Source organism: Veillonella sp. T34266-5, from assembly GCF_002959815.1.
Classification (GTDB): domain Bacteria; phylum Bacillota; class Negativicutes; order Veillonellales; family Veillonellaceae; genus Veillonella; species Veillonella atypica.
In genome coordinates, this window is the sequence record NZ_PPCZ01000016.1 from 84,836 (window position 1) to 99,529 (window position 14,694).

Below are 14,694 nucleotides of genomic sequence, written 5' to 3' on the forward strand. Positions count from 1 at the left end.
GGCCGTATGAGTACAGGTATTGTAATTAAAAATATGAATGGTTACTTTTATATTCAAGATGAATTTGGAACCATTCATGAATGTAAGGTGCGGGGACGTATTAAAAAGTCGAAATATAGTTTGCTTGTAGGTGATCGTGTAGAGTTTTCAGAAGATGGATTCGTTGAGACTATCTTGCCACGTCACAATTCAATGATACGTCCTGCTGTCGCTAATATCGACCAAGTTATTCTTGTTGTTGCTTCTCATAATCCTGACATTAATGAGTTATTACTCGATAAAATGTTAGTAATGATTGAACACGCTGATATACCGGTCATTTTATGCATAAATAAGTACGATGTCGGTGATGCATCGACAGATGTATTAATCGATAAGTACAAATCGATTGGATATCATGTTATCACTACATCTGCCATAAATCATATCGGTATTGATGAATTACGCAATCATTTGCAACACAAGATTACTGCTTTTGCAGGACCTTCTGGTGTTGGTAAAAGTAGTCTCTTAAATGCAGTGGATGAAAAATTTGCATTCCAGACGGGTGAGATAAGCGATAAGATTAAACGTGGGAAGCATACAACACGTCATGCCTCATTGTTTAGTTTAAATGCTGATTCATTTATCATGGATACACCTGGCTTTAGTTCTATTGAATTTACTGATATTACATTAGAACGATTACCTACACTATTCCCTGAATTTTCTGATTATGTAGAAGCTTGTAAATTTAATCCTTGTTATCATGAGCATGAACCGATTTGTGGTATCAAGGAGGCTTTGGCAAATCATAAAATTTTTGAAAGTCGCTATGATGCGTACACGAATATTCGAAAAGATATACAAAACCAAAGAAAGAGGTTTTAAAATGATCAAAATAGCTCCATCTATGTTATCCGCAGATTTTTCAATATTGCGTGATGAAATTAAAAGTGTTGAACTTGCTGGTGCTGATTATCTTCATATCGATGTTATGGATGGACATTTCGTGCCTAATCTTACATTTGGCGGACCTATTGTAAAAGCTATCCGCCCATATACTGCATTGCCTTTTGATGTACATTTGATGGTCACTAATCCGGCTGATTATGTTGAAGAATATGCAAAAATTGGTGTTGAGTACTTTACCTTTCATCAAGAAACAGTTCCTCATATGCACCGATTGATACAGCAGATTAAATCCGCTGGTATGAAAGCAGGGGTTGCGCTCAACCCAGGGACACCAGTTTCGATGTTAGAAGATGTGGCCGGAGACTTGGATATGATTTTAATCATGTCCGTCAATCCAGGCTTTGGAGGACAATCCTTTATTCCACGGGCTGTAGAAAAAGTAAAACAAGCGAAACTTTTATTGGATTCAGCTGGTAATAATGATGCAGTTATAGAGGTTGATGGTGGTATTAACGATATTACTTGCATACCAATTAAGGATGCAGGTGCTACTATGTTAGTTGCTGGATCTGCTGTATTTGGGGCTCCTGATAGAGCGAAGATGATCGAAGCAATACGTAATAACTAATATAAAATATATCTAGATTCGAGTAAAAATCATAAGTCTTTTATTGTAGATATATACTATGCTATAAAGAGTCAGTAATTCTTTTATAATTACTGACTCTTTACTTGCTTTTAGAATATATTTTTGTTAAAATTACTAAGTATGAAAAATATGCACGTCAGTGGACTTCGGTTCTGTGCCTAATTTTGGGTGACCCGAAGGATGAAGCGGCGGAGGTTAATTAACAGGAGGTGCCACAATGGCAGTTGTATCAATGAAACAATTATTAGAGGCTGGTGTACACTTTGGTCATCAGACTAGAAGATGGAACCCTAAAATGGCGAAATTCATCTTCACTGAACGCAATGGTATTTATATCATTGACTTGTCTAAAACAGTTAAAAAAGTAGAAGAAGCTTACAATTTCTTACGTGAAGTTGCTTCCCAAGGCGAAGTAATCTTGTTCGTAGGTACTAAAAAACAAGCTCAAGAAGCTATTAAAGAAGAAGCTATCCGTGCTAACATGTTCTTCGTTAACGAACGTTGGTTGGGCGGTATGTTGACTAACTTCAAAACAATTGAAACTCGTATTAAACGTTTAAAACAATTGGAAGCTATGGCAGAAGATGGTACTTTCGAAGTATTGCCTAAAAAAGAAGTTATCGGTCTTCGTCATGAAATGGAAAAATTGGAAAAATATCTTGGCGGTATCAAAGATATGCCTAAAATGCCAGGTGCTCTTTTCGTAGTTGATCCTAAAAAAGAAAAAATCGCTATTGCAGAAGCTAAAAAATTGGGTATTCCAGTAGTTGCAACAGTTGACACTAACTGTGATCCAGACGAAGTTGAATTCCCAATCCCAGCAAATGATGATGCTATCCGTGCAGTAAAATTATTGGCTGGTAAAATGGCTGACGCTGTTCTTGAAGGCCGTCAAGGCGAATCCTTCGAAGAAGGCAATGCTGAAGCTGCAGAATAATTCTGTTAGCACTTAATCATAATTGATTAGCATTTGAAAGATAAATCTATAACATATATAATTAGGGTAAGGACTATATCCTTACCTTAATTAGTACTAGGAGGAACAAATAATGGCAATTACTGCTGCTATGGTAAAAGAATTGCGCGACATGACTGGCGCAGGTATGATGGATGCAAAAAAAGCATTAGTTGAAACTGACGGTAATATCGATAAAGCGGTTGACCTTCTTCGTGAAAAAGGTTTGGCTGCTGCAGCTAAAAAAGCTGGTCGTATCGCAGCTGAAGGTGTAGTACAATCCTACATTCATGCTGGTGGTCGTATCGGTGTTTTGGTTGAAGTTAACTGCGAAACTGACTTCGTTGCTAAAACTGATGATTTCCAAAGCTTAGCACGCGATATCGCTATGCAAATCGCAGCTGTTAACCCTGCATACTTAAATCGTGAAGAGGTTCCTGCTGAAGTAATCGAACATGAAAAACAAGTATTGTTGGAACAAGCTAAAGTAGAAGCTGAAGAAGACGTTAAAGCTGGTCGTAAACCAAAACCTGAAGCTGTTTTGGAAAAAATGGTTAATGGCCGTATTGAAAAATTCTATAAAGAAAATTGCCTATTAGAACAAGCGTTCATTAAAGATGGTGACAAAACAGTTACTGATATCATTAATGAAAATATTGCAAAAATCGGTGAAAACATCAACGTACGTCGTTTTGTTCGCTACGGTTTGGGCGAAGGCATTGAAAAACGCCAAGATGACTTCGTAGCAGAAGTAATGGCATCTGTTGGTAAATAATTAATACATAATAAGAGAACACCGTACCGTGTTCTCTTATTTTGCAATAGAGGAGTATACAAATGGCAAAGAGACACTTTAAACGTATTGTTTTGAAGTTGAGTGGTGAAGCATTAGCGGGTGATCAAGGTTTTGGTATTAACCCTGATGTAGTTGAAAAGTTTGCACAAGAAATCGCAGCTTTGGCAAAATCCACTGATTTAGAAATCGCTATTGTTGTTGGTGGCGGTAACCTATGGAGAGGGTTAGCTGGTAGCAATCAAGGTATGGATCGTGCTACAGCTGACTATATGGGCATGTTGGCAACAGTGATGAACTCCTTAGCATTGCAAGATGCATTAGAACAAGCTGGCGTGGATACTCGCGTACAAACAGCTATTGAAATGCAGGAAATTGCAGAGCCTTATATTCGTCGTCGTGCAATTCGTCATTTGGAGAAAAAACGTATCGTTATCTTTGGCGCAGGCCTTGGGAAACCTTATTTCTCCACTGATACAACAGCTGCATTGCGCGCTGCAGAAATTGAAGCTGATGCAATTTTGATGGCTAAAAAGTTTGCTGATGGTGTATATGATTCTGATCCAAAAACAAATCCTAATGCCGTTAAATTTGATGAATTAACATATAATGACATTATTACAAAAGAATTAAAAGTAATGGATTCTACATCCACTACATTATGTAAAGACAATAATATCCCTATTATCGTTTTCAGCATGGATATTCCTGGTAATATTACTAAAGCTGCAAAAGGTGAAGAAGTAGGGACTATCGTTCGCGGAGAATAAACCACTATGGAATTAAAAGAATTAATGCAACAACAAGAAGAACGTATGAATAAGTCCATCGATTCTTTAAAGCATGAATTTGCTTCTATTCGTACCGGTCGTGCTAGTACTGCATTACTTGATAAGGTGATGGTTGATTATTACGGATCTCCTACGCCAATTAATCAAGTAGCTAATATTTCTGTACCAGAACCTCGTATGATTTTAATTGCACCATGGGATAAATCCATGATTGGTGCTATTGAAAAAGCTATTTTACAATCAGATTTGGGATTAAACCCAGGTAATGATGGTACGGCTATTCGTTTGACAATTCCTCAATTAACAGAAGAACGTCGTAAAGAAATTGTTAAAGTAGTTCATAAGAAAGCTGAAGATGCAAAGGTAGCAGTTCGTAACATTCGTCGTGATGCTAATGATGCATTGAAAAAAGAAGAAAAAGCTAAAACGATTACTGAAGATGATGCTAAAGATGGTTTAGATCAAATTCAGAAATTAACGGATAAAAAGATTAAACAAATCGATGAATTGAAAGCCGTTAAAGAAAAGGACGTATTAGAAGTATAATGACTAATTCTAGTAGTCTTATTGGAATGCCTTGGCAGCTTGCAAAGTCTCAATTGCAGGCTGCCCATATTCCTTTTAAGGTAATAATAGGCGATAATTTTAATCGCTTTTTTGAGATAGCCTCTGAAGGCTATTATGTCGCAAGAATCACTGAATCTGAGGATATGCTTCATATCATTCTATATAGACCTATGGTTGCAAGTGATTTTGGACATACTCTGGAGGTAATGTATGCTGAGGAAACTATTTAAACGCCATACCTCATCTACAGTTAATATAGATGAACACAATGTGCCTCGTCACGTAGCTATTATTATGGATGGCAATGGACGTTGGGCAAAGCGTCGTGGCATGCCTCGGTCAATGGGACATCGAGCAGGTGCTGATGTATTAAAAGAAATTGTTATTGCTGCTGATGAAATCGGTATTAAAGCATTAACAGTATATGGATTCTCAACGGAGAACTGGAAACGGCCTGAGCAAGAGGTTTCTCTTTTGATGGCCTTGATTAAAGAATATTTACAAAAAAACGTACAATATATGCATGAACATAATGTTCGTATACGTTTCATTGGATATATTCAAGGACTTTCAGAAGAATTACAAACGATTATTTCTGATTCCGAAGCATTAACTAAGAATAATACAGGCCTAACCTTACAATTAGCTATTAATTATGGTGGGCGTGATGAGATAGTACGGACTGTACAAGGAATAGCACACTCTGTGTTAGAGGGACAACTTGCAGTTCAAGATATTACTGAACAATATGTTAGCAGTCATTTGTATACGCAAGAGTTTAGTGATGTCGATTTACTAATACGTCCTAGCAAAGATTATCGTATTAGTAACTTTTTATTATGGCAGTTAGCATATGCCGAATTTTGGTTTACTGATTTACATTGGCCAGATTTTACAAAAGAAACATTATTAGAAGCTATAGCAGCCTATCAAAAACGAGAACGTCGTTTTGGTGGCTTGCAAGAGGAATAATCGATGCTTAAAACACGTGTTATAACTGCAGTTATCGGGTTTATCATTGCATTAGGTGCCATTACACTAGGTGGCTTAACATATGATATACTCATTACATTATTAGCACTTATTGGATGGCGAGAATTTACACTGCTAAGTAAGGCTAAACATGTTCGTGTACCGGTATTGTGGGGATACCTTTCAATTATCGCTATCATGATATCCTTGTGGTTTGGTAGTTATACAGTAAGTATGGCTTGCTTTGTATTCGCTATTATTTCCAATTATCTAATGTGTACATTTGGTGAAAATACATATTCTATGAGTAGCGTTTCTTATAGCTTATTTGGTTTGCTATATATAGTAATGGGACTAGGCTCATTATTATTGATTCGTCATGACTGGCTCTATAGTTCATTAACAATGCCTATTGTTGGTGAAAGTTGGGGCGTAGTTATGCTATGGTTATTATTGTTTTCAACATGGGCTAGCGATACCTTTGCGTACTTTGCCGGTCGTGCATTTGGTAAACGTAAAATTGTACCGTCCATAAGTCCTAATAAAACATTAGAAGGTTTTATTGGCGGTTTTATCGGCTGTGTTGTAACTGGTATTGTGTATGCTGTAATCAGTCATATACCAGTCTATATAGGTGCCTATGTTGGTATCATTTGTGGTGTATTAGCACCTTTAGGTGATTTATTTGAATCTAAATTAAAACGATTATGTAATGTAAAAGACTCAGGTACACTATTACCTGGTCATGGTGGGGTTTTAGATCGTTTTGATAGTTTAATGTTTACCGCACCGGTTACATTATTATTAATTTTATGTTTTGCATAATAAACATAAACAGAAAAGAAGGCTTTTATGAAGTATGTAAGTATATTGGGAAGCACTGGCTCAATTGGTACACAAACATTAGATGTTATTAAGCAACATCCTGACCAATTTAAAGCCGTTGCATTAGTTGCTCACCGTAATATTGATTTATTAGAACAACAAATTAATGAATTTAATCCATTAATAGCTGGTGTAGTTGATGAACAAGCATATATGCTTCTTAAAGAACGTTATCATGGTTCCACTAAAATTATAGGTGGTAAAGAAGCTTTGATTAGTGCAGCCACAATTCAAGAAGCTACTATGGTGGTTACGGCAATTGTTGGTGCTGTTGGTATTGAGCCAACTGTAGAGGCCATTAAGGCCCGCAAGACTATCGGCCTTGCCAATAAAGAAACATTGGTAGCAGGTGGACCTTTAATTACGGCACTTGCTAAGGAATATAATGTTGCTATTTTACCTATAGACAGTGAACATAGTGCTATTTTCCAATGTTTGGAAGGACAAGCTAAATCGAATGTAGATTCATTGATATTAACTGCTTCAGGTGGGCCACTTCGAACCTGGTCTAGTGAACGTATTGCTTCTGCTACGGCAGAGGATTGTTTAAAACATCCTACATGGAATATGGGTAGCAAAATTACTATTGATTCTGCTTCTTTATTTAATAAAGGGCTAGAGGTAATTGAAGCCCATTGGTTATTCGACTTTGATTTTGATCATATCGATGTGGTGGTTCACCCTCAAAGTATTATTCATTCTATGATTCGTTTAAATGATGGTGCTATCCTTGCACAAATGGGTAATCCTGATATGCGTGAACCAATTCAATATGCTTTAACATATCCTAAACGGATGCACCTTGATATGAAACATTTGGACTTTAAAGAATTACTCACTCTTGAGTTTATGCCTCCTAGAGTGGATGATTTTCCTGCTTTAAATTTAGCATATGAAGTTGGTAAAATTGGTGGTTTTAAGCCAGCCGTATTTAATGCAGCTAATGAAACTGCCGTATATGCATTTTTAGATGGAAAAATCATATTTAGCGATATCTATAAAATCGTTACCGCTGTTTTGGAATCCATGGGAAGAGATGATGATTTTACTCTCGATAACTTACTAGCTATCGATCAATGGGCTCGCATAAAAGCTTCAGAATTTATAAATAGGAGATAGTATGATTACGGCTTTAGCCACAATATTTGTATTTGGTCTAATCGTGTTTATTCATGAATTAGGTCATTTTATAACTGCAAAATTATCGGGCATGCGTGTTGATGAATTTGCTATTGGTTTTGGTCCTGTTTTGCTAAAAAAACAGTATGGCGAGACCTTATACTCTGTTCGTTGTATTCCGTTAGGTGGTTTCAATCGCATCGCTGGAATGACACCTGATGAGCCATTAGATGATGGTTCATTCTATACAAAACCAGCTTATAAAAAACTTATTGTTATTTCTGCTGGTGCTATTTTTAATTTCTTATTGGCTATAGTCATTTATTTCGGCCTAAATGCTACAGTGGGGACAATGGTTTCTACTGATAAGCCTATAATTGGCAGTGTTATTACAGGTGGTGCTGCAGATTTAGGAAAATTACAGGGCGGAGACATTATACTTTCCATTGACAACCAACCTATTTCCAAGTGGTCTGAGATTTCTGAACGTTTGAAAGGCACAGCTAATCACGGTGTTACCGTTGTAGTAAATCGTAATGGTGAAACAGTTGAAACTACTGTAATTCCAAAGATGGAAAAGGGTACACCAAAGTTAGGTATATATCAAGCGTATGAAACAATACCTCATAGTATAGGGGATTCTTTCATACTAGCTGTTCAGAAAACAGGATATATTATTGTAGCTATGGTAGATGGACTACGTGAAATGGTTGTAGGTACAGAGCAGGCTGAAGTATCTGGACCAGTTGGCATTTCACATATGGCAGGTTCTATAGCTCAACAAGGCTTTGCACCTCTATTGAGTTTTGCTGCATTGCTAAGTATTAATTTAGGTGTTATCAATCTTTTGCCGTTACCAGTTCTTGATGGTGGGCATCTCATCATCATTTTAATAGAGGCCATTACAAGACGTAAATTACCGGCTAAAGCTTTGATGTATATTCAAATGATTGGTATTGCGTTATTAGTTACAATATTTGTATATGCTACTGCAAAAGATATACTACAATTACTATAAATAAGTCATAGTTAGGAGTTATATATGATTACTAGAAAACCAACAAATGGTATCTATGTAGGCAATGTAAAAATTGGCGACTATGCACCTGTTAGTATTCAGTCAATGATTACTACTGATCCTGTACATACGGAAAAGGCGATTGCTGAAATCAATCGATTAGCTGATGCTGGTTGTGAATTAGTTCGAGTTGCAGTTCCTACAATGGAATCTGCAAAAGCATTAAAAGCGGTACGTGCAGGAATAACCATTCCTCTTATAGCAGATATTCATTTTGATTATAAATTAGCATTAGAAGCCATTGACAATAATGTAGATGGCCTTCGAATTAATCCAGGCAATATCGGTGGAGAGGATAAGGTGTTGGCCGTTATTGAAAAGGCTAAACCTAAGCAAATTCCAATTCGGATTGGTGTCAATGCTGGTTCTTTACCACAACATATATTAGACGCTTATGGAGGTCATCCAACAGCTGATGGTATGGTTGAGACCGCATTGGAACACGTACGTATTTTAGAGAAATTGGACTATAAACAAATGAAGATTTCTATTAAAGCTACCGAAGTACCACTTATGGTAGAAGCTTATAGAAAGCTTTCCGATAAAATACCATATCCATTGCATCTAGGTGTAACTGAGGCCGGTACCATTAAACAAGGTACGATTAAATCGGCTATGGGTATTGGTGCATTGCTATTAGATGGTATCGGTGATACCTTGCGCGTATCCTTAACAGGTGACCCTATTCATGAAATTGAGGTGGGTAAAAGTATTCTAAGCAATTTAGGTCTTAGAAACTTTGGAGCTACCATGATTTCATGCCCAACATGCGGTCGTTGCCAAGTTAATTTATTTGATATGGCAAGCATTGTAGAAGAACGTCTAGCATCCATTTCTGCACCTATTAAGGTTGCCGTAATGGGATGTGTCGTTAATGGACCTGGTGAAGCTAGGGAAGCCGATTTTGGTATTGCCGGTGGCAAAGGTCAAGGTATCGTATTCAGAAAAGGGGAAGTTTTAAAAACCGTACCCGAATCTGAACTAGTAGATACTTTATTTAGAGAAATAGATCAATATTTAGAAACAATTGATAAGGAGTAATTGTATGTTAGCCAGTAAATTATATGCCCCAACATTGCGGGAAGTTCCATCTGATGCAGATGTGGTAAGTCAACAGCTTATGTTGCGCGCAGGTTTTATGCGTAAGGTTGCTAATGGTTTATATAGTTTTTTACCTTTGGGCTGGCGAAGCATCAAAAAAATTGAAGCTATCATTCGCGAAGAAATGGACCGTTCTGGTGCACAAGAGATTATGATGCCTATTTTGCAACCAGCAGAGATTTGGAAAGAATCTGGCCGTTGGAATGCGTATGGTGCTGAAATGATGCGTATCAATGACCGCCATGATGTGGAGTACTGCTTAGGACCAACTCATGAAGAAATGATTACAACATTGGTAAAAAATGAAATTAATTCATATCGTCAATTACCAGTTAATCTTTATCAAATCCAAAGTAAATTCCGCGATGAACGTCGTCCACGATATGGTTTAATGCGTAGCCGCGAATTTATCATGAAGGATGGTTACTCCTTTGACATTGATGATGCAGCTGCAGATGTTTCTTACAAAAATATGTATGATGCATATAGTCGTATTTTTACTCGTTGCGGTCTTACTTTTAGACCTGTAGAAGCAGATAGCGGTGCTATTGGTGGTAGCAATACCCATGAATTTATGGCTATTGCTGAAGCCGGTGAAGCAGATATTATTCACTGTTCCGCTTGTGACTATGCAGCGAATATTGAAATCGGTAAACCTGGCATTATGAAGCAAGTAGAAGAAGCATTAAAAGAATTAGAAGTAGTAGATACACCTCATGCATCTACTATTGAAGCTGTTGCAGAAATGCTCAATTTACCTTTGGAAAAAACTATTAAAGCAGTAGTATATGCTATTGAAGATAAAGTAATTCTAGCTATGGTTCGTGGTGATCATGATGTGAACGAAGTGGCTGTTCAACATGCTGTTAATGGTTCTGTAGAGCCTGAAATGGCAACACCTGAACAATTGGAGAAGGTTGGATTGACAGCTGGCTTTATCAGCCCAGTAGGTCTTAAACAAACTGATGATTTTGCTATTGTTGTAGATGAATCTGTTATGGAAACTTACAATGTTTGTGGTGGTGCCAATAAAGCTGATGCTCATTACATCAATATCAATCCTAAACGCGATTTTAATACAGAAGATATTATCGTAGCACCTATTCGTTTGATTACTAAAGACGATGTGTGCCCTGAATGCCATAGTCCTTTAGAATACAGTAAAGGTATCGAAGTAGGCCAAGTATTTAAGTTAGGTACTAAATATTCTGAAAGTTTACAAGCTACATACCTTGATCAAAATGGTCGTCCTAATGCAATGGTTATGGGCTGTTATGGTATTGGCGTTAGCCGTACATTAGCTGCAGCTATTGAACAATATCATGATGAAAATGGTATTATTTGGCCTCGTGCTATAGCTCCATTTGAAGTAGTTATTGTTCCTATTAACGCAAAAGATGAAGCTCTAATATCCACAAGTACATCTATTTACGATACATTGTTAAACAATAAAGTAGATGTATTATTAGATGACCGTAAAGATCGGGCTGGTGTTAAGTTTAAAGATGCTGATCTTATTGGCTACCCATTACGTATTACAGTAAGTAAAAATACGTTGGAAAGTAATGAGGTTGAAATCCGCGTTCGTAAAACAGGTGAAGCTATTAATTGTCCAATCGATGAAGTATCTAACAAGGTACAAGAATTATTGAGCCAATTATAATTAAATTGCGATTCTAGTGAAAGCTCATTGGAATCGCAATTTTTATATTTATATATATATGAATTCATTCAATTTCATATTGAAAACTTTTAGTTAATACCTTGTAAAAACTTGAATAAACAAGCGGAATAAGTCATAATAAAATGATAGGGTAATGTAATAATTTGGAGGTAATTATGCGTGTAGATTTTCATATGCATTCTACATTTTCTGATGGTGTAGAAACACCAGAACAGCTATTACAGCATGCTATTGAAGCTGATTTGGAAATGATTGCATTAACTGATCACGATGAAATTGCTGGTATAGATGTAATGTTACAAAATAATAGTTCTATTCAAATTATTACAGGTTGTGAGTTCAGTGGTCACTATAAAGGTAAGGATATTCATATCTTAGGTTATGGATTTAATCATCATGATGAAGGATTACGGAAATTCATTGAATTTTTTAAAGAAAAACGTGAATCAAGAATAAAAGAAATTATTAGTCGATGTATTGCTCATGGCTATGACATTTCTTTTTCTGAATTACAAAATTTATATCCAAATACTAAGTCCTATGGCAGACCACATGTTGCTAGATTATTAATAGATCATGGCTATGCCAAAGATGTACAAGATGTATTTGACGGTATATTAAATTCAAAAAGCCCGTGTTATATACCTAAAGTAAAATTAGAAGTTCCAGAAATATTAGATATTATTCATAATGCAAATGGACTAGCTGTATTAGCGCATCCAAAATTAGTCCGTAATGATGAGTATGTCGCGGAACTATTAAACTATAGTTTTGATGGTGTAGAAGTATATCATTCTAAACATAATTATGATGATGAAGTAAAATATTTAACCATGGCAAAAGAACGAAATTTATTTGTTACAGGTGGTTCTGATTATCATGGAATACCTAATCGATACCCTTATCATTTAGGTGAATATGTTGTAGATAGTAATCTAGTAAATCAATTTATCGAACGCATACGTTGTATATCTGCGTAATTATAGATGTGAGGTGTACTATGGAAGTTATTGCTTTTGTAGGTGGTAGTGGGACCGGTAAAAGTCATCGGGCTCTCGTACTAGCTCATGAAAATAGTGTGGAATGCATTATTGATGATGGTATTTTAATTCATGATAATAAAATTGTAGCTGGATTTTCTGCCAAAAAAGAATCTAGCCGATTAAAGGCTGTTCGTCGTGCTATATTTCAAGATCCGGTTCAAGTTAAAGAGGTTCGTAGTCAATTAGATGTTATCAAGCCGAATCGATTGATGATTATCGGTACATCCGATAATATGGTCAAAAAAATTACAAAGGCATTGGGGATTCAAGAACCAGATCGATATATTCGCATCGAAGATGTGGCAACCCCTAAAGAAATTGAAAAAGCACAGTATGCTCGTTTAAAGGAAGGTAAGCATATTATTCCTGTGCCAACCATGGAATTAAAGCCTCACTTTAAAGGATATCTTATCGATCCAATTAAGACGATTTGGAGACGACGTACATTGCGTAAACAAGATCCTGATAAAATTGGTCAAATTGGATCTGAAGGCTTTGAACGTTCCGTTGTTAGACCAGCCTTTAGTTATTATGGTCGTCTAACATTTGATGATGATGTCATCATTAAATTAATTAGAAATGGCCTAAAAAAGGTTCCTGGTGTTGATGCCTCATCAGACATCGCTTTCAAAAAGAGCTCTAAAGGGCAGAATGGTTTAATATTAGATATGTCAGTTGTTATTGAACAAGGTCATCCAGTTAAAACACTGATGCAACAGGTACAAAAATCTGTACGCAACGAATTAGAATATATTACGGGCATGTCTGTAGAGCGGATGTCTATAAAAGTAAAAAATATTGTAGAAACAAAACGTAAGATTATAAAACATATTTAGGAGATAGAATGAAGTCATATTATATATATACCTATGGTTGTCAAATGAATACCGCTGATTCTGAGCGTCTTTCACATCAACTTGAAACAGTAGGTTATATACCGACCGATGATGTAGAATCGGCAGATTTAATATTATTGAATACCTGTGCAGTACGTGAAACGGCAGAAACGAAAGTATTTGGTCGTATCGGTGAATTAAAACGTTTAAAACAAAAAAATAAAAATTTGATCATTGCTATTACAGGTTGTATGGCACAAAAAAATCAAGCTGAAATGTTTAAACGCGCACCTCATATCGATATTGTCCTAGGTACTCATAATATTCAACATATTAATGAAATGATTGCTGAGGTTCAACGTACCCATAAGCATCAAATCAATGTTGACATGGATAATACAGTACTTCCAGAATTACAGGCAAAACCTAATGGTACATTTTTTGCTTGGGTACCGATTATGAATGGTTGTAATAAATTTTGTACTTATTGCATCGTTCCTCATGTGCGCGGTCGCGAAATTAGCCGTCCCGTAGAAGCAATTGTAAAAGAAGTAACAGAGTTGGGTGCAAAAGGGTTTAAGGAAATTACGTTGTTAGGACAAAATGTAAATTCCTATGGCTTAGATTTTAAAGATGGTACCGATTTTGGCACATTAGTAGATACCCTTGATCATATCCCAGGCATCGAACGTATTCGTTATATGACGAGTCATCCTCAAGATATGACCAAATCAATGATTGATGCATTGGGGCGCTCTAGTAATATCGTTACGCATTTACATTTACCAATTCAATCCGGTTCTGATAGAATTTTAAAGAAGATGAATCGCCATTATACGGTGGAACATTATAAAGAATTATTATCTTATTGTAGAGAAAAAATTAAAAATGTAGTTGTGACAACCGATATTATCGTAGGTTTTCCTGGGGAGACTGAGGAAGATTTTGAACAGACGCTTCAATTATTAAAAGATGTTCGCTACGATATGGCTTATACATTTATTTATTCCAAACGTTCTGGTACGCCTGCTGCTACTATGGAGGAACAAGTTCCTGAGGAGGTAAAACGTGTTCGTTTGCAACAATTGATGGATATTCAAAATGAAATTTCCTTAGAACTTAACAAAGCTATGGAAGGTCATATATTTGATATTATTGTAGAAGGTCCAAGTGCTAAAGATGAAACCATGTGGTTTGGCCGTACGTCTGGGAATAAGATGGTACTATTCCCAAAAGATGATGAGTTAACTATTGGTGATACTGTACCAGCCTATATTGATAAAGCACAAACATGGGTCTGCTACGGCACCATTCAAAAGGGGTAAGA

16 protein-coding genes are annotated in these 14,694 nt (G+C 36.3%); all 16 read left to right on the top strand.

Annotated features, from left to right (window positions below; all coding sequences use genetic code 11):
• Positions 1-6: 6 nt before the first annotated feature.
• Positions 7-870: a ribosome small subunit-dependent GTPase A gene (gene rsgA, locus VIHSUH07_RS06295; protein WP_105084306.1), complete on the top strand. Its 864-nt coding sequence runs from the start codon at positions 7-9 to the stop codon at positions 868-870.
• Between the two features lies 1 nt (position 871).
• A complete protein-coding gene (rpe, locus tag VIHSUH07_RS06300) occupies positions 872-1,522 on the top strand; it encodes a ribulose-phosphate 3-epimerase (protein ID WP_105084307.1) in 651 nt (216 codons plus the stop codon).
• Between the two features lie 238 nt (positions 1,523-1,760).
• Positions 1,761-2,480, top strand: a complete 720-nt coding sequence (rpsB, locus tag VIHSUH07_RS06305; protein WP_005379396.1) for a 30S ribosomal protein S2 — start codon at positions 1,761-1,763, stop codon at positions 2,478-2,480.
• Positions 2,481-2,592: 112 nt separating this feature from the next.
• Positions 2,593-3,273: a translation elongation factor Ts gene (gene tsf / locus VIHSUH07_RS06310; protein ID WP_005378927.1), complete on the top strand. Its 681-nt coding sequence runs from the start codon at positions 2,593-2,595 to the stop codon at positions 3,271-3,273.
• 62 nt (positions 3,274-3,335) lie between these two features.
• Positions 3,336-4,061 (top strand): UMP kinase, encoded by a 726-nt coding sequence (pyrH, locus tag VIHSUH07_RS06315; RefSeq protein ID WP_005378934.1) that lies wholly within the window; start codon positions 3,336-3,338, stop codon positions 4,059-4,061.
• Positions 4,062-4,067: 6 nt separating this feature from the next.
• On the top strand, positions 4,068-4,628 hold the full coding sequence (frr, locus tag VIHSUH07_RS06320) for a ribosome recycling factor (protein ID WP_105084308.1): 561 nt from the start codon (positions 4,068-4,070) through the stop codon (positions 4,626-4,628).
• On the top strand, positions 4,628-4,879 hold the full coding sequence (locus VIHSUH07_RS06325) for a hypothetical protein (protein WP_005383252.1): 252 nt from the start codon (positions 4,628-4,630) through the stop codon (positions 4,877-4,879). The genes frr and VIHSUH07_RS06325 overlap by 1 nt, the downstream gene beginning before the upstream one ends.
• On the top strand, positions 4,860-5,621 hold the full coding sequence (locus tag VIHSUH07_RS06330) for an isoprenyl transferase (RefSeq protein WP_105084309.1): 762 nt from the start codon (positions 4,860-4,862) through the stop codon (positions 5,619-5,621). The genes VIHSUH07_RS06325 and VIHSUH07_RS06330 overlap by 20 nt, the downstream gene beginning before the upstream one ends.
• Positions 5,622-5,624: 3 nt before the next feature.
• Positions 5,625-6,446, top strand: coding sequence for a phosphatidate cytidylyltransferase (locus VIHSUH07_RS06335; protein WP_105084310.1), 822 nt, complete (start codon positions 5,625-5,627; stop codon positions 6,444-6,446).
• A gap of 27 nt (positions 6,447-6,473) precedes the next feature.
• Positions 6,474-7,625 carry a 1-deoxy-D-xylulose-5-phosphate reductoisomerase gene (locus VIHSUH07_RS06340; protein WP_016475542.1) on the top strand — a complete coding sequence of 384 codons (1,152 nt, stop codon included), beginning with the start codon at positions 6,474-6,476 and terminating at the stop codon, positions 7,623-7,625.
• Position 7,626: 1 nt separating this feature from the next.
• Entirely contained in the window at positions 7,627-8,643 is a 1,017-nt protein-coding gene (rseP, locus tag VIHSUH07_RS06345) for an RIP metalloprotease RseP (RefSeq protein WP_105084311.1), read from the top strand.
• 24 nt (positions 8,644-8,667) lie between these two features.
• A complete protein-coding gene (ispG, locus tag VIHSUH07_RS06350) occupies positions 8,668-9,744 on the top strand; it encodes a flavodoxin-dependent (E)-4-hydroxy-3-methylbut-2-enyl-diphosphate synthase (protein ID WP_005379002.1) in 1,077 nt (358 codons plus the stop codon).
• Positions 9,745-9,748: 4 nt separating this feature from the next.
• Positions 9,749-11,467, top strand: a complete 1,719-nt coding sequence (locus VIHSUH07_RS06355; protein WP_105084312.1) for a proline--tRNA ligase — start codon at positions 9,749-9,751, stop codon at positions 11,465-11,467.
• A 176-nt stretch (positions 11,468-11,643) separates the two neighbouring features.
• A complete protein-coding gene (locus VIHSUH07_RS06360; RefSeq protein WP_105084313.1) occupies positions 11,644-12,468 on the top strand; it encodes a PHP domain-containing protein in 825 nt (274 codons plus the stop codon).
• A 20-nt stretch (positions 12,469-12,488) separates the two neighbouring features.
• Positions 12,489-13,367 (top strand): Asp23/Gls24 family envelope stress response protein, encoded by an 879-nt coding sequence (locus VIHSUH07_RS06365; protein ID WP_105084314.1) that lies wholly within the window; start codon positions 12,489-12,491, stop codon positions 13,365-13,367.
• Positions 13,368-13,375: 8 nt separating this feature from the next.
• Positions 13,376-14,692, top strand: coding sequence for a tRNA (N6-isopentenyl adenosine(37)-C2)-methylthiotransferase MiaB (miaB, locus tag VIHSUH07_RS06370; protein WP_105084315.1), 1,317 nt, complete (start codon positions 13,376-13,378; stop codon positions 14,690-14,692).
• Positions 14,693-14,694 lie beyond the last annotated feature (2 nt).